The 16,178-nt window shown below is 59.9% G+C and carries 12 protein-coding genes and 1 pseudogene; 1 reads left to right on the top strand and 12 read right to left on the bottom strand.

Going from position 1 to position 16,178, the window contains the following annotated elements:
* Window positions 1-42 precede the first annotated feature (42 nt).
* Genes L085_RS01865 through L085_RS01875 form a run of 3 tightly spaced genes read right to left on the bottom strand, consistent with a single transcriptional unit; the run spans window position 43 to window position 3,286 of the window.
* Window positions 43-1,182, bottom strand: a complete 1,140-nt coding sequence (locus tag L085_RS01865) for an ABC transporter permease (protein WP_044029868.1) — start codon at window positions 1,180-1,182, stop codon at window positions 43-45.
* Window positions 1,179-2,333: an ABC transporter permease gene (locus tag L085_RS01870; RefSeq protein WP_044029869.1), complete on the bottom strand. Its 1,155-nt coding sequence runs from the start codon at window positions 2,331-2,333 to the stop codon at window positions 1,179-1,181. Before L085_RS01870 ends, L085_RS01865 begins: the two co-directional genes overlap by 4 nt.
* Window positions 2,315-3,286: an efflux RND transporter periplasmic adaptor subunit gene (locus tag L085_RS01875; RefSeq protein WP_033638900.1), complete on the bottom strand. Its 972-nt coding sequence runs from the start codon at window positions 3,284-3,286 to the stop codon at window positions 2,315-2,317. Before L085_RS01875 ends, L085_RS01870 begins: the two co-directional genes overlap by 19 nt.
* A 231-nt stretch (window positions 3,287-3,517) precedes the next feature.
* Between L085_RS01875 and L085_RS01880 the strand changes: the two genes are divergently transcribed.
* Window positions 3,518-4,531 carry an LLM class flavin-dependent oxidoreductase gene (locus L085_RS01880; RefSeq protein WP_033633542.1) on the top strand — a complete coding sequence of 338 codons (1,014 nt, stop codon included), beginning with the start codon at window positions 3,518-3,520 and terminating at the stop codon, window positions 4,529-4,531.
* A gap of 37 nt (window positions 4,532-4,568) precedes the next feature.
* Here the strand turns inward: L085_RS01880 and yedF are convergent, their stop codons facing one another.
* The 9 genes and pseudogenes from yedF to infB all read right to left on the bottom strand — a co-directional run bounded on the left by yedF (window position 4,569) and on the right by infB (window position 16,158).
* Window positions 4,569-4,808 (bottom strand): sulfurtransferase-like selenium metabolism protein YedF, encoded by a 240-nt coding sequence (gene yedF / locus L085_RS01885; protein WP_004933486.1) that lies wholly within the window; start codon window positions 4,806-4,808, stop codon window positions 4,569-4,571.
* Window positions 4,805-6,019 carry a selenium metabolism membrane protein YedE/FdhT gene (yedE, locus tag L085_RS01890; protein ID WP_004933488.1) on the bottom strand — a complete coding sequence of 405 codons (1,215 nt, stop codon included), beginning with the start codon at window positions 6,017-6,019 and terminating at the stop codon, window positions 4,805-4,807. The genes yedF and yedE overlap by 4 nt, the downstream gene beginning before the upstream one ends.
* A 146-nt stretch (window positions 6,020-6,165) precedes the next feature.
* Complete coding sequence (locus tag L085_RS01895; protein ID WP_033638901.1) at window positions 6,166-8,079, bottom strand: DEAD/DEAH family ATP-dependent RNA helicase; 1,914 nt, start codon at window positions 8,077-8,079, stop codon at window positions 6,166-6,168.
* 186 nt (window positions 8,080-8,265) lie between these two features.
* Window positions 8,266-9,150, bottom strand: coding sequence for a lipoprotein NlpI (nlpI, locus tag L085_RS01900; RefSeq protein WP_004933495.1), 885 nt, complete (start codon window positions 9,148-9,150; stop codon window positions 8,266-8,268).
* A 128-nt stretch (window positions 9,151-9,278) separates the two neighbouring features.
* Entirely contained in the window at window positions 9,279-11,396 is a 2,118-nt protein-coding gene (pnp, locus tag L085_RS01905; RefSeq protein WP_016929321.1) for a polyribonucleotide nucleotidyltransferase, read from the bottom strand.
* A gap of 256 nt (window positions 11,397-11,652) precedes the next feature.
* On the bottom strand, window positions 11,653-11,922 hold the full coding sequence (rpsO, locus tag L085_RS01910) for a 30S ribosomal protein S15 (protein ID WP_004933502.1): 270 nt from the start codon (window positions 11,920-11,922) through the stop codon (window positions 11,653-11,655).
* Between the two features lie 124 nt (window positions 11,923-12,046).
* The gene (gene truB / locus L085_RS01915; RefSeq protein WP_044029872.1) at window positions 12,047-12,991 is read right to left on the bottom strand and encodes a tRNA pseudouridine(55) synthase TruB; all 945 of its coding nucleotides are present in this window, start codon (window positions 12,989-12,991) and stop codon (window positions 12,047-12,049) included.
* Window positions 12,991-13,401, bottom strand: a complete 411-nt coding sequence (gene rbfA, locus L085_RS01920; RefSeq protein ID WP_004933508.1) for a 30S ribosome-binding factor RbfA — start codon at window positions 13,399-13,401, stop codon at window positions 12,991-12,993. Before rbfA ends, truB begins: the two co-directional genes overlap by 1 nt.
* A 70-nt stretch (window positions 13,402-13,471) precedes the next feature.
* Window positions 13,472-16,158 (bottom strand): annotated as a pseudogene (gene infB, locus L085_RS01925) (translation initiation factor IF-2).
* Window positions 16,159-16,178 lie beyond the last annotated feature (20 nt).

Here is a 16,178-nt window from a genome sequence, read left to right on the forward strand (position 1 = left end):
CGAAATAATAAAGGCGCCGAAAATGGCGCCTTTATTTATCCCCTACGCCCGCCGCCTCCTGAACATCCCGCGCAGCGCCACGCTGTTGCGCAAGAAGCCGACGCCGAAGCCCAGCAGGGTATAGACCACGCCGAGCACCAGCATCATGGCGACGTCGCCCCACACCTCATTCAGCGACAGCCCCATCTGGTTGACGCCGGCGATCGCCTTGGTGCCCCAGGTGGAGGGAATGCTGTACGAGATGGCGCGCACCCAGGCCGGCATCGACTGCAGCGGCCAGATGGTGCCGGACAGGTAGAAGATCGGCGTGGTGATGAACGCCAGCGTCAGGTAGATCATCTCGACGCTGCGCAGACATTCTGTCACCAGCTTGCCCAGCCCCAATACCGCCAGCAGGAACGGGAAGGTCAGCAGCAGCAGTTCGGCGATGTTCGCCGTCTGCCTATAGCCCAATACCCACGGCCACAGCACGAACAGCACGATCGACAGGAACAGCCAGATCGGCAGCAGCGCCGTCAGCCCGCCGAGGTGCGCCGCCAGCGGCGCCTTGCCGCCGGGCATGCTCTTCATGGCGATATTGACGCGGATACAGGCGATCAGCAGCGAGTGCTGCAACAGCATCACCAGCAGGCCGGGGAAGATGATCGCAGCAAAGCTGATGCCGGGGTTGAACACGTCCAGCGTTTGCCCCAGTATCGGCGTCAGCAGTATCTGCGCCTGCCGTTCGCTGAAGCCGCTGCGCAGCAGCAGCCCGTTGTTGTATTGCGTCAGCAGCTGCTGATAGGCCGCCACCACGTCCTGCTGGATCTGGCCGTTGGCCAGGCGGTTGGTGGCGTCGCCGTACATCGGCACCACGATGTTCTGCCCGCTGAGAATTTTCTTCTCCAGATCCACCGGCATGATGATCACCGCAAACAGCTTGCGCCAGCTGAGATCGCGCTGTGCCTGTTCCAGGCTGTCGTAGGTTTCAATCGCGATCTTGGAGGTAGCGTCCAGTTGGCGGATCAGCTGCCGACTGGCGGTGCTGTGATCCTGATCTATCACCCCCACCGGCAGATCCCACACCGTGCGGTTGGCGTACACCAGGCTCATGATGCACAGCGACAGGATCAGCATCAGCCACACCGGCCGCTCCAGCATGCCGAGCAACACTTTAACGAAGGTTTGCCAATAGAGCTTCATCCGGCGTTCCCCTCTTTTGCCAGCCGCGCCGGCAGGCGATTGCGCACCAGCAGCGCGGCCACCAGCGGATAGACCGCCAGCAGCGCGCACACGCTGAAGATGGCACTGGCGTGCACCTGCCGCAGGAACACGTCAAACATCGCGTACAGCGCGTGGGTCAGCGGTTCGATGTTGGAAATGATGCGCGCCGGCAGCGGCATCGACAGCTCAGGCACCGCCATGCCGGAGAAGGTCATCGCGATACTGACCAAAATACCGATCAGGCTGTAGGCGGTGATGGTGCTGCCGGTAAAGGTGTACAGCAGCAGGCCGATGCTCTGCGCCGCCATCACATAGAACAGGCCGATCATCAGCATAAACAGCGGGTTGCCGCTGACGCGGGCGTCAAAGATGCCCACCAGCGCCGCGATCTCCACCATCAGCAGGGTGGTGAAACACAGCGTGTATGGCGCCAGCTTGCCGAGCAGCGCCAGGCTGAACGGCTTGGCCTGCAGCAGCGACTTGCTGCGCGCCAGCACATAGATCATGCAGGTCACCGCGAACAGCTGCAGCAGGTGGATGGTGGCGGCGAACTGCTGGTAATAGATATAGCTGCCGCTGGCGTTGAACAGGCTGCCGTAGGAGAGCGTCACGTCCGCCAACGGCGGCAACGTTTTGCCCATCTCGGTGGCGATGATGCTGCGGGTGCTGGCGTTGATTTCGTTCATCAGGCCGCCGAAGTCCTGGGTGGAGTACAGCCCGGCGCCGTAAAACAGCGCATTGTAGTACATCACCACGCTCGGCTGTTTGCCCGACAGCGCATTGGCCTCAAAGTCCGGCGGGATATACAGCAACGCGTAATCCTGCGCGCTGCGCAGGCGGCTCAGCGACTCCGGCAGCCCGCCGCCGTATGCCTCGACGTGGGCGTGCGACCCGGCGTCCAGCCGGCGCGTCAGCGATTTGGACAGCGGGCTGTGATCGCTGTCCACCACCGAGACCGGCAGATCGAGCAGCGTGCCTTCGGAGAAGTTGCTGCTGATCAGCGCAAACAGGATCAGCGGAAAGATCCAGCTCAGCCAGTGCACCACCGGGCTGCGAAAGGCGACGCGACACTCTTTGTCGAACGCGTGACTGAAGCAGCGCCAGCCGGCCCTTACTCTTTCCATTGCCATAAGGTGCTCATCCCCGGACGCAGGCCGTCCACCGGCTGTGACGGATACAGGCGCACTTCGAAGGTTTTCAGGTCGAAGTCGCCGGTGGCGCGGGTGGCGCGTTTGGTGGCGTAGTCCCCCAGCGGCGCGATGTAACGCACCTCGGTGTCGATCATTTTGTCCTTCAGCGCCGGCACCCGCAGCTTGACCTTGTCGCCTTTGCGCACGTGGGCCAGGATGTCTTCACGCAGGTTAAACACGAAGTAAGCGTCCGGCACCCGGATCAACGTCACCAGCGGGCTGCCGGCGTTCAGCAATTCGCCCACTTCGGCCGGGATCGGCCCCACTTCGCCGTCCACCGGCGCTTTCACCTGCAGATCGTCGCTCTGCGCCTGGATCTGCAGCAGGTTCTCTTCCGCCGCCCGCAGCGCCGCCGCATATTGCTGCCGCTGCTCGACGCGGTCGCCGTTGATGCCTTCATCCAGGTTGGCCTTGGCGGCCTGCACCTGCTGGAAGGCGGTGTCGCGCGACCGGCGCGAAGCGTCCAGCTCGGACTTCGAGATATAGCCCTTGCCGGCCACGCTCAGGTTACGGTTGTAGTCGTTTTGCGCATTGCGGTACTGCGCCTCGGCCTGCGCCAGGTTGGCGCGCAGGTTGCGGATGCTCTCTTCACGGGTGCCGTGCAGCGACAGCTCGAGCTGCGCTTTGGCCTCGTCGCGCGTCGCCTGCGCGGAACGCAGCTGCGCCATCAGTTCGGGGCTGTCGAGTTGGATGATCAGCTGGCCGCTTTTCACGTCGTCGCCGCGTTCAATCAGGCGTTCAACGACCCGGCCTTTCGCCTTGGATGCAACGATCACTTCGGGGGCATCCACTTCACCCTGCAGTAACAGATCCTGATTGTGCGCGCGGAACAGGATCGCCAATGCGATCGCCGCCAACATCAGCAACAGGGTAAACAGCGTCTTTTTTTTCATTATATCGGCTCCCGGAACGGTAAGCGGCGGGCGGGGATCATCATTTCCATGTTTCAAATTGCTCCAAAAAACACCATTGCACTCATGAGGATATCACAAGCACATATCTCCTCTTTTATAACTATAAATTGGATTATGCTTTTAACACTAAAAAGCATCTTTTTTCGGCCTTTTAGTATGCAGATTCCTGCAATCGCCCTTTAAGCGATCCACTCTCTGATGGACGATGTCATGACTGAACACACTGCCGTACCGCTTTCGGTACTGGATTTATCGCCAATCCCGCAAGGGGCCAAGGCGCGCGACGCTTTCCACTGTTCGCTGGATCTGGCGCAACACGCCGAACGCTGGGGCTACCAGCGCTACTGGCTGGCCGAGCACCACAATATGACCGGCATCGGCAGCGCCGCCACCTCGGTGCTGCTGGGCTATCTGGCCGCCGGCACCCAGAGCATTCGCCTCGGCTCCGGCGGCGTAATGCTGCCGAACCATGCGCCGCTGGTGATCGCTGAGCAGTTCGGCACGCTGGAATCGCTCTACCCCGGCCGCATCGATCTGGGGCTGGGCCGCGCGCCCGGCACCGATCAGCGCACCATGATGGCGCTGCGCCGCCACCTGTCCGGCGATGTGGATACCTTCCCGCGCGACGTGCAGGAACTGCAAAACTACTTCTGCGACGCGCAGCCCGGCCAGCCGGTGCAGGCGGTGCCGGGCCAGGGGCTGCATGTGCCGCTCTGGCTGCTCGGCTCCAGCCTCTACAGCGCGCAGCTGGCGGCGCAGCTCGGCCTGCCGTTCGCCTTCGCTTCGCACTTCGCTCCGGATATGCTGTTTCAGGCGCTGCAGCTGTACCGCGAGAACTTCAAACCCTCCAAACAGCTGGCGCAGCCGCACGCCATGGTGTGCGTCAACGTGATCGCCGCCGACAGCGACCGCGACGCGCGCTTCCTGTTCAGCTCGATGCAGCAGCAGTTCATCAATCTGCGCCGCGGTTCGCCCGGCCCGCTGCCGCCGCCGGTGGATAACATCCACGCGCTGTGGACCGCCGGTGAGCAATACGGCGTCGAACAGGCGCTGCGGATGTCGATCGTCGGCGATGAAAAAACGGTGCGTCACGGGCTGCAAACGCTGCTGCGTGAAACCGATGCCGACGAGATCATGGTCAACGGCCAGATCTTCGATCATCAGGCGCGGCTGCGTTCGTTCGAGATCGTCGCCGGCGTGAAGGGCGACATCGTGAAGGGCTAAAAAGCGAAAAGGCGGTGGGAACCCCACCGCCTCGGCATTAACGCTGGATCAGATAGCGGATGGTCGGCCCGTCCTGCTGGATATCCAGCACCTTGTAGCCGTGGTTGCGCGCATCGAGCGGGATGTTGTTGATCGACTGCGGGCAATCACTGATCACCTCCAGGATCTCCCCCGGCTTCAGCTGCGGCATCGCCTCCAGCGTCGCCACCGCCGGGTACGGGCAAGGCTCACCCAGCATGTCCAGCCGGTAGTCAGGCACTATCGTCGTCTCTTTCATGGCATGCTCCTCAAATTCACCACCTGCGCCTCAGGCCGGGCGCGGAAAAAGCGTTTCTCCCACCACAGCATGGCGGCGAAGGCCAGCGCAAGCAGCAGGTAAGTCACCAGCAGGCCGCCGATCGGGCCGAAGGTGTCGAGCAGGTTGATCTTGTCGTAGTCGGTCGCCAGCGCCGGCGCCAGGTCGTCCCAGTAATAGGCCAGCAGCGTAGCGCCGATGATATTGCCCAGCCCCACCCACCAGTAGTGCACCTGCCCTTCCACGGCGCGGTACATCCAACCGGTCTCGCAGCCGCCGGCCAGCACGATGCCGAAGCCAAACAGCAAACCGCCCAGCACCGCATTCGGGCCGGCCCACATGATCTTCGGCGCCACGCCGAGCTGCACATAGCTGAAGATGCCGATGGCGCTCACCGCCATGCCGATGATGATGGCTTTCGCCATGTGGGTGCGGCCGGTGATCCACAGATCGCGGAACGCCGAAGTGAAGCAGATCTGCGCGCGCTCGATCAGCAGGCCAAAGCCGATGCCGAACAGCATGGCGATGCCGAGCTTCGGCGCATCGAACAGCGTCCACAGCGACCAGGCCACCGCCAGGCCGAAGATCGCCATGCCCAACCGGAAGCGGCGGCGCGCCTGCTCAGGCTTCTGCGTCAGCGGCGCGGCGGCCTTCACCTTTTGCAATTTGACCGGAATGCGGAACATCGGCAGCAGCGTGAATTTGGCGCCGAAGTAGGAGCCGGCGGCGGTCGCCAGCGCGAAGAACCAGGCGTGCAACGAGAACTGCGGAATGCCGGTGAAGAACGCCGCCAGGTTGCAGCCCATCGCCAGGCGTGCGCCGAAGCCGGCGATGATGCCCCCCAGCAGCGCCTGCACGATGCGAATGCGGTGCTGCGGTTGACGCAGTTTGATGTTGTTGGCCCACAGCGCGGCGGCGATGCAGCCGGCGAACATGCCGATGATCATGCGCCCGTCGATGCGCTCCAGCGGCGTGCCCTGCAGGCCGATGACCTTGAAATAGCCCCACTGCTCGGGGTGCAGGCCGAACCACTGCAGCACATGGCCGCCCCAGCGGGTGAATTCGCCGGTCACCGCCCAGAAGGTGCCGGTCATGCCGAAGTAGTAGGTAGAAAGGATCCCGGCGGCGATCACCGCCGGCAGCGGCGCCCAAAAGCGCACCAGGTATTGAGATTTAAACTGCTGCCAACTCATGGCATCTCCCGTGCATATCATTCGTAAGAAAAAACCTTATGAATGATACGCCATTCAGGGGCGTTTGACGGCAACTTTCAGGCATAAAAAAACCAGCCCGCAGGCTGGTTTTTCAGAGCGCTTCACCGCGAACGGCGAATCAGCGATTACGCGTCGCCGAAACGACGACGTGGTGCCGCCGGTGCGCCGTCATCACGGCGTGGCGCCGGCTTGCCGTCACGGTTGTAGTTACCGCCACGACGCTCGCCGCCGTTGCCGCCTTCACGACGTTCGCCGAAGGAGCGACGTGGGCCGCCTTCGCGACGTTCGCCGTTGAACGGACGACCGTTGCCGCGACGCTCGCCACCGTTGCCACCGTCACGACGCTCGCGACGTTCGAACGGCTGTGCATCGCCCAGCAGCTGCATGTTCATCGGCTTGTTCAGGATGCGGGTGCGAGTGAAGTGATTCAGGATCTCGCCCGGCATGCCTTTTGGCAGCTCGATGGTGGAGTGGGAAGCGAACAGCTTGATGTTGCCGATGTAACGGCTGCTGATGTCGCCTTCGTTAGCGATAGCGCCAACGATGTGACGCACTTCTACGCCATCGTCACGACCCACTTCGATGCGGTACAGCTGCATTTCGCCAACGTCACGACGTTCGCGACGCGGACGATCGCCGTCACGGCTGTCACGACGGTCGCCACGACGATCGTCACGGTCGTTGAACTCGCGGCGCTGACGCGGCTTGAAGACCGGATCCGGCGGCAGGATCAGCGGACGTTCGCCCTGAGCCATTTTCAGCAGCGCGGCGGCCAGGGTTTCCATATCCAGCTCTTCTTCCGGCTGCAGTTTGGTCAGCAGTGCGCGGTACAGGTCCAGATCGCTGCTTTCCAGCTGCTGCTGAACTTTCGCGGCGAACTTGGCCAGACGACGCTCGCCCAGCAGTTCTGCGTTCGGCAGCTCCACTTCCGGGATGGTCAGCTTCATGGTGCGTTCGATGTTGCGCAGCAGGCGGCGTTCGCGGTTTTCCACGAACAGCAGCGCGCGGCCGGCGCGGCCCGCACGACCGGTACGGCCGATACGGTGAACGTAAGACTCGGAGTCCATCGGGATGTCGTAGTTGACAACCAGGCTGATGCGCTCAACGTCCAGGCCACGGGCCGCAACGTCGGTCGCGATCAGGATATCCAGACGACCATCTTTCAGACGCTCCAGAGTCTGCTCACGCAGCGCCTGGTTCATGTCGCCGTTCAGCGCGGCGCTGCTGTAACCGCTGCGCTCCAGCGCTTCGGCCACTTCCAGGGTCGCGTTCTTGGTACGGACGAAGATGATCGCCGCGTCAAAGTCTTCGGCTTCCAGGAAACGCACCAGCGCTTCGTTTTTACGCATGCCGTAGACCGACCAGTAGCTCTGGCTGATGTCCGGACGGGTGGTGACGCTGGATTGGATGCGCACTTCCTGCGGCTCTTTCATGAAGCGGCGGGTAATGCGACGGATCGCTTCCGGCATGGTGGCGGAGAACAGCGCGGTCTGATGTTCAGCCGGGATCTCAGCCATGATGGTTTCTACGTCTTCGATAAAGCCCATGCGCAGCATTTCGTCGGCTTCATCCAGCACCAGACCGCTCAGGTTAGAGAGGTTCAGGGTGCCGCGCTTCAGGTGATCCAGCAGGCGGCCTGGGGTGCCCACAACGATTTGCGGGCCCTGGCGCAGAGCGCGCAGCTGTACGTCGTAACGCTGGCCGCCGTACAGGGCTACCACGTTGACGCCGTTCATGTGTTTGGAGAAATCGGTCATCGCTTCAGCAACCTGAACCGCCAGTTCGCGGGTCGGCGCCAGCACCAGGATCTGAGGTGCTTTCAGGTCTGCCTGCAGGTTGTGCAGCAGCGGCAGCGAGAACGCTGCAGTTTTACCACTACCGGTCTGCGCCATGCCCAGCACGTCGCGGCCGTTCAACAGGTGAGGAATACACTCAGCCTGGATCGGAGATGGTTTTTCATAGCCCAGATCGTTCAGGGCGGAAATGATTGGAGCAGACAGCCCCAGATCGGCAAAAGAGGTTTCAAACTCAGTCGTCATGTACACGTGCCTCATTAATAATGGCAGCCAGTCTACATAACTCGTCGAGAAAATTTTCAGTCATTTTCATTGAAAAGTGTGAACCGGCTCAAATTAGATTATAAAACGAACAAAAAAGCCCTCGCCCGTTAAGGCGATAACTTTGGTTAAAAACCAATGTCCATCAGGCTGATAGGTGTTCGTCAGCTATTGCTGGTCCGATTCCGATAGGTCGTCTTGCTCTTGGCCCAAAAGCGCCAATTCCAACAATGCATAGCGGTGCTCAACGAAGTTGTGAACGTTGTTAGACACCGTCAGTTTGAACAGCGCCGAAGCGGTGTCCTTGTCCCCCAGACTCAGGTAGTGTTTACCCAAATAGAAGTCAGTTTCACTGAGATGCTCAGCGAGCGAAGTGTTATCCGTTGCATCTGCCTTGAGGCGTTCCATCAGCGTTTTTTCGCTGATCTTGCCCAGGTAGAATTCGACAATATTCCATCCCCATTGCCCTCTGTCCGCTTTGTCATAGCGCTGCTGAAGCGCTACCTCGGCCTTCTTGGGATCGATTTCTCGCTCCACCAGATACAGCCATAACGAACGGAAGGGATCGTTTGGGTCGTCTTGATAAAACGCCTGCAGATCATCCTGCGCCAACGGGAAGCGGCCGCCATAATACAGTGCGATGCCCCGGTTTAAACGCGCGTAATTGTAAGTTGGATCAAGCTCTAGTACAGAATCAAACGCTTCATAGGCAGCATCAAAATTGCCTGCCTGCGTTAAGTAAATGCCCAGGTAGTTGAAAACTTCCGGCATGTCGGGACGTATCGCCAGCGCCTGCGAGAAATCATTGCGCGCTAATGCACGTAACCCGAGGCTATCATACAGCACACCGCGCTCATATAAAAGCTGTGCGCGTTCGTCATCCGTCAGTGCCCGGCTGGCAAGAATTTGTTCCATGCGCGCCAGGATCACTTCCTGCTGCAACGTAGGCTGCAACGGGATTGCCAAAACTTCGTCTTTACGCCAATCATGGTTGCTGCATCCTGCCAGCATGAGTGCTGTCGCAACGTAACACCAGCGCAAGAAAGGCTTCATTTCCCACTCCCGAAGACAAACATTGGATGAACGTCCTGTCCTCCGTTTGCTAAAACGCGGGCATCCTACCCGCGCGATACGAACAGCCCCCAACCCCGTGGCGGGGAGCTGTAAAACTATCTATACAGTTATTCTGCTTCAGGCGCAGGTGAACCCGCTTCCGGCGCCATCGCTTCTTTGATGCTCAGACGCACGCGGCCCTGACGGTCAACTTCCAGTACCTTAACCGGCACTTCCTGACCCATCTGCAGATAGTCGGTCACTTTCTCAACGCGCTTGTCGGCGATCTGAGAAATGTGCACCAGACCTTCTTTACCACCGCCGATAGCGACGAATGCGCCGAAATCAACGATACGGGTCACTTTACCCTGGTAGATACGGCCCACTTCGATCTCTGCCGTGATCTCTTCGATGCGACGGATAGCGAATTTCGCTTTCTCACCGTCGGTCGCAGCGATTTTAACTGTACCATCATCTTCGATTTCGATGGTAGTGCCAGTCTCTTCGGTCAGCGCGCGGATAACGGAACCGCCCTTACCGATCACGTCTTTGATTTTATCCGGGTTGATGCGGATAGTATGAATACGCGGTGCGAATTCGGAGATATCGCCTCGCGGAGTGCTGATAGCCTGTTCCATTACGCCCAGGATGTGCAGACGCGCGCCCTTGGCCTGGTTCAGAGCCACCTGCATGATTTCGCGGGTGATGCCTTCGATTTTGATGTCCATCTGCAGCGCGGTGATACCGTCGCGGCTACCGGCCACTTTGAAGTCCATGTCGCCCAGGTGATCTTCGTCACCCAGAATGTCGGACAGAACCACGTAGTTGTCGGCTTCTTTCACCAGGCCCATCGCGATACCCGCAACGGCAGCCTTGATTGGCACACCGGCGTCCATCAGCGCCAGAGACGCGCCGCACACGGAAGCCATGGAAGAAGAACCGTTGGATTCGGTGATTTCAGACACCACGCGAACCGTGTACGGGAAATCTTCCGGTTTAGGCATCATAGCCAATACGCCGCGTTTCGCCAGGCGACCGTGACCGATTTCACGACGCTTAGGAGAACCGACCATGCCGGTTTCGCCTACGGAGTACGGAGGGAAGTTGTAGTGGAACAGGAAGCTGTCGGTCTTCTCGCCCATCAGCTCGTCCAGGTTCTGGGCGTCGCGCGCGGTGCCCAGGGTCGCGGTAACCAGCGCCTGAGTTTCGCCACGGGTGAACAGCGCGGAACCGTGGGTGCGCGGCAGTACGCCGGTGCGCACGTCCAGGCCACGGATCATGTCTTTTTCACGGCCGTCGATACGCGGCTCGCCACGCAGTACGCGGCTGCGCACCACGTTTTTCTCGACGGTGCCCAGGATGTCCTGGATCTCACCGGCGTCCAGCGTTTCGTCCTGCGCCAGCAGGGTTTCAACCACGCTGTCTTTGATCGCGTCAACCTGAGCGTAACGCTCTTGTTTTTCGGTGATGTGGTAAGCGTCGCCCAGGCGAGCTTCGGCCAGTTCAGCCACGCGCGCGTGCAGCGCTTCGTTGACCGCAGGCGCCTGCCAATCCCACTTCGGTTTGCCCGCTTCGGCAACCAGCGCGTTGATATTTTCGATAACCACTTGCTGCTGGTCGTGGCCGAACACCACGGCGCCCAGCATCTGATCTTCGCTCAGCACGTCCGCTTCGGATTCAACCATCAGCACCGCACCGGCAGTACCGGCAACCACCAGATCCAGACGGCTTTCTTTCAGCTCGTCGGTCGTCGGGTTCAGCACATACTGATCGTTGATGTAACCTACGCGCGCTGCGCCGATTGGGCCGTTGAACGGAATACCGGACAGGCTCAGGGCCGCGGAAGCACCGATCATCGCAACGATGTCCGGGTTCACCTGCGGGTTAACGGAAACCACGGTCGCGATCACCTGAACTTCGTTCAGGAAGCTGTCCGGGAACAGTGGGCGGATCGGGCGGTCGATCAGACGGGAAGTCAGGGTCTCGCCTTCGCTCGGACGGCCTTCGCGACGGAAGAAGCTGCCCGGGATGCGGCCGGCGGCGTAGGTACGCTCTTGGTAGTTAACGGTCAGCGGGAAGAAGCTCTGGCCCGGCTTGGCTTTTTTCTGGCCAACGACGGTAACGAATACGGCGGTGTCATCCATGCTCACCATAACGGCGGCAGTGGCCTGACGAGCCATCATACCGGTTTCGATGGTGACGGTATGCTGGCCATACTGGAATTTGCGAATGATCGGTGTCAGCAAAATTATATCCTTGATTAGCGGCGCGCAATCGCATTGACGACTCGACACGCCTGTGACTCGATTTGCCTTCTCACTACATCCTCGCGACTAATGACAATCCTTATCTCAGGCGGGAGATAAAGCCTCTCATTAGCCGCGCGAACCTCTGTAACGGAAGAACCTGTTTGGAAACATCAGTAATACATTAACCTGATTTGCTTATGCTTCCTAGAAGAAAGGGGCCAAAATAGGCCCCTTTCCACTGAAACTTGCTAGATTAGCGACGCAGACCCAGACGCTCGATCAGGCTGGTGTAACGTGCTACATCTTTACGCTTCAGGTAGTCCAGCAGCTTACGACGCTGAGAAACCATACGCAGCAGACCACGACGGCTGTGGTGATCTTTTTTGTGCTCGGAGAAGTGGCCTTGCAGATGGTTGATCTGCGCAGTCAGCAGGGCAACCTGAACTTCGGTAGAACCGCTGTCGTTAGTACCACGACCGAAATCAGCTACGATTTGAGCTTTAGCTTCAACACTTAGAGACATTGTAATACTCCAGATTATAGATAATAAAAACAGGCGCCGATCTCTAATTCAGCAACCCAATGCATAAGCTGCGCCATTCTACTCTTAGCGCAGTGCGATCGCAAGGCGACGCAGTGCCCCGCCGTCAGTCGAAATGTTCGACCACCAGGCGGCGCGGCGCCACGCGACCATCCTCGGCGATGTCGCCAACGCCGATGAATTTCCGCTCTTCACCCTCGGTGATACGCACCATGCCGGAAGCCGGCGCGCCGGCCACCTGCACCGGCTGCCCCTGCTTGACGTAGCCCGCCACCACCGGCAGCAAATTCACTTCCGGATAGTTCTCAACCGGGCTGTCCATCGGCATCAGCAGCGGATCGAGCAGCTCGCCGGGCGCGATCGCCTGTTCCTGCGCCTGCGCCAGCTTGGCGTTCAGCTGTTCCAGCGTCACCATGCGCGCGATCGGGTAAGTCGCCACCTGCAGGCGGCGCAGATAGATCACGTGCGCGCCGCAGCCCAGCAGCTCGCCGAGATCGTCGGTGATGGTGCGGATGTAGGTACCTTTCGAGCAGTGGATCTCCAGCTCCAGCTCATCCCCTTCCCAGCGGATAAACTGCAGCTCGTACACCGTGATGCTGCGCGCTTCGCGCGGCACTTCAATCCCCTGGCGCGCATACTCGTAGAGTTTCTTGCCCTGGTATTTCAGCGCCGAATACATCGACGGCACCTGCTGGATGTCACCGCGGAAGGTGTCCAGCGCCGCGTCGAGCTGCGCCTGGGTAAAGTTCACCGGGCGCTCCTGCACGATCTGACCGTCGGCGTCCGAGGTATCGGTACGCTGCCCCAGTTTGGCGATCACCCGATAACGCTTGTCGGAATCGAGCAGATATTGCGAAAACTTGGTCGCTTCGCCCAGGCAGATAGGCAGCATGCCGGTCGCCAACGGATCGAGCGCGCCGGTATGGCCCGCCCGGTTGGCGTTGTACAGGCGCTTTACTTTTTGCAGCGCATCGTTGGACGACAAACCCTGCGGCTTGTCCAGCAACAGCACGCCGTGGATATCACGGCCGCGGCGACGAGGGCGACTCATCAGTCCTCCTTGTCATCGCCTGAGGCGGAACGGCGCTCGGCGTCGTTCTTCACCACGTTGGTCACCAGGTTGGACATGCGCATGCCTTCCACCAGGGAGTTGTCGTAGGCGAAGGTCAGCTCCGGCACCACGCGCAGACGCATCGCTTTGCCCAGCAGAGTGCGGATGTAACCGGAAGCGTCCTGCAACGCTTTGATGCCGTTGGTGACCAGATCCGGATCGTGGTTCTCGGTCAGCACGTTCAGGAAGGTGACGTAAACCTTGGCGTACGCCAGGTCGCGGGACACTTCCACGCCGGAAACGGTCGCCATGCCGACGCGCGGATCTTTCACTTCACGCTGCAGAATGATCGCAATCTCTTTCTGCATCTCTTGCGCCACGCGTTGACCGCGGCTGAATTCTTTTGCCATTTTGGATTCTCCAGACAAATCGGGGGGCACAAAGGCCCCCCGTAAACAGATATAAGCAGATGTGCAATCGTTAAGCGATGGTGCGTTGGATCTCAATGATTTCGAACACTTCGATCATGTCGCCGACGCGCACGTCGTTATAGTTCTTAACGCCGATACCACATTCCATGCCGTTACGGACTTCGTTAACGTCATCTTTGAAGCGACGCAGGGATTCCAGCTCGCCTTCATAGATAACCACGTTGTCGCGCAGTACGCGGATTGGGTTGTGACGCTTGATGGTCCCTTCGGTAACCATACAGCCGGCGATAGCGCCGAACTTAGGCGATTTGAACACGTCGCGCACTTCGGCCAGGCCGATGATCTGCTGCTTGTATTCCGGCGCCAGCATGCCGCTCATCGCCTGCTTCACTTCGTCGATCAGGTTATAGATCACGGAGTAGTAACGCAGATCCAGGCTTTCCGCTTCGATCACGCGGCGCGCAGAAGCGTCGGCACGCACGTTGAAGCCCAGGATGATGGCGTTGGAAGCCGCTGCCAGCGTCGCGTCGGTTTCGGTGATACCACCTACGCCGGAGCCGACAATCTTCACCTTCACTTCGTCGGTGGAGAGTTTCAGCAGCGAGTCGCTGATCGCTTCGCAAGAACCCTGTACGTCGGATTTCAGTACGATGTTCAGCTCGGACACTTCGCCGTCGGTCATGTTGGCGAACATGTTTTCCAGCTTGGACTTCTGCTGACGCGCCAGTTTGACTTCGCGGAACTTGCCCTGACGATACAGCGCCACTTCACGCGCTTTCTTTTCGTCACGCACCACGGTCGCTTCGTCACCCGCTGCAGGCACGCTGGACAGACCCAGGATTTCCACAGGGATGGACGGACCGGCGGAGGTCACTTCACGGCCCAATTCGTCACGCATCGCACGCACGCGGCCGTATTCGAAGCCGCACAGGACGATATCGCCCTTGTTCAGCGTACCTTCCTGAACCAGCACGGTAGCCACCGGGCCACGGCCTTTATCCAGGAAGGACTCGATCACTACGCCGCTCGCCATGCCGCTGCGAACCGCTTTCAGCTCCAGAACTTCGGCCTGCAGCAGGATGGCCTGCAGCAGCTCGTCGATACCGGTACCGGCTTTCGCGGACACGTGGACGAACTGCGCTTCGCCGCCCCACTCTTCCGGCATCACGCCGTACTGGGACAGTTCCTGCTTAACGCGGTCCGGATCGGCTTCCGGTTTGTCGATTTTGTTCACCGCAACCACCAATGGCACCTGCGCCGCTTTCGCGTGCTGGATAGCTTCGATGGTTTGTGGCATCACGCCGTCGTCGGCCGCCACCACCAGAACCACGATGTCAGTCGCCTGAGCACCGCGAGCACGCATCGAGGTAAACGCGGCGTGGCCCGGGGTGTCCAGGAAGGTGATCATGCCGTTCTCGGTTTCTACGTGGTAGGCACCGATGTGCTGGGTAATGCCGCCGGCTTCGCCCGCCGCCACTTTGGTGGAGCGGATGTAGTCCAGCAGAGAGGTTTTACCGTGGTCAACGTGGCCCATGATGGTCACGACCGGCGCGCGCGGCTCGGCCGCAGCACCCGTATCACGGTCGCTCATCAGCGCTTCTTCCAGCTCGTTTTCACGACGCAGGATAACTTTGTGGCCCATCTCTTCGGCAACCAGCTGCGCGGTTTCCTGGTCGATAACCTGGTTGATGGTGGCCATGGCGCCCAGCTTCATCATCACTTTGATGACCTGAGAACCTTTTACCGCCATCTTGTTGGCCAGCTCGGCCACGGTGATGGTTTCACCGATCACCACGTCGCGGTTAACCACCTGCGCCGGCTTGTTGAAGCCCTGCTGCAGAGCGCTAGGCTTGCGTTTGCCTTTACCGCCACGGGTAACGGCGCGCGCTTCTTCGCGATCCGCTTTGGATTCGGACAGCTTGTTGCCTTTCTTCTGCTTGGTGGCTTTGCCGCCGCGGGTGCGGCTGCGACGATCGCCTTCAACTTTGGCGTCGTTTTCATCTTCCGCGGCACGGGCGTGCTGAGAGGTGGTCACGTGATAGTCGGCGCTTTCAACCGCGGCGCTTGCCGCGTCTGCCTGGGCCCACTTCTCGCCGTTCTCTTCGGCCATGCGACGGGCTTCTTCCGCCACGCGCTTGGCTTCCTCTTCAACCTTGCGGCGCACTTCCTCTTCCGCTTTGCGTTTCAGTTCAGCGGCTTCGGCTTCACGGCGTGCTTTTTCCGCCTGAGCTGGCTTGGTCATTTCGTCGGTATGTTGATTGGTCACTTTTCTTTTTCCGCTGAATTACGCTTAGCAATCTCCGCGGCCTCACGTTTGGCTTGCTCTTCGGCTGCGCGCTTCGCTTCCGCTTCGCGTTTTGCGAGCTCTTCCGCTTCGCGCCGTGCCTGCTCTTCCGCTTCACGCTGTGCCTGCTCTGCCGCTTCAGCCAACTGGGCTTCCTGCGTATCGCGATTTACATAAGTGCGTTTCTTGCGGACCTCAATTTGCACCGATTTACTTTTACCGCCGGTGCTCGGGATATTCAAGGTGCTGCGCGTTTTGCGCTGCAAAGTGAGTTTACCCGGCGCGCTGCCGTGTTCACGGTTCAGGTGCGCCAGCAATGTTTCTTTTTCTTGCTGGGTAACAGAGTCCGACTCGGACTTGTTGATCCCTGCATCAGCAAACTGCTGTACCAGGCGATCAACCGGAGTCTGAATCTCTGCTGCCAGCGATTTTACGGTTACATCTGTCGTCATGCTGTTCCTTCCTGCTACAG

The sequence above is a fragment of the Serratia sp. FS14 genome (genome assembly GCF_000695995.1).
Lineage (GTDB): Bacteria > Pseudomonadota > Gammaproteobacteria > Enterobacterales > Enterobacteriaceae > Serratia > Serratia nematodiphila.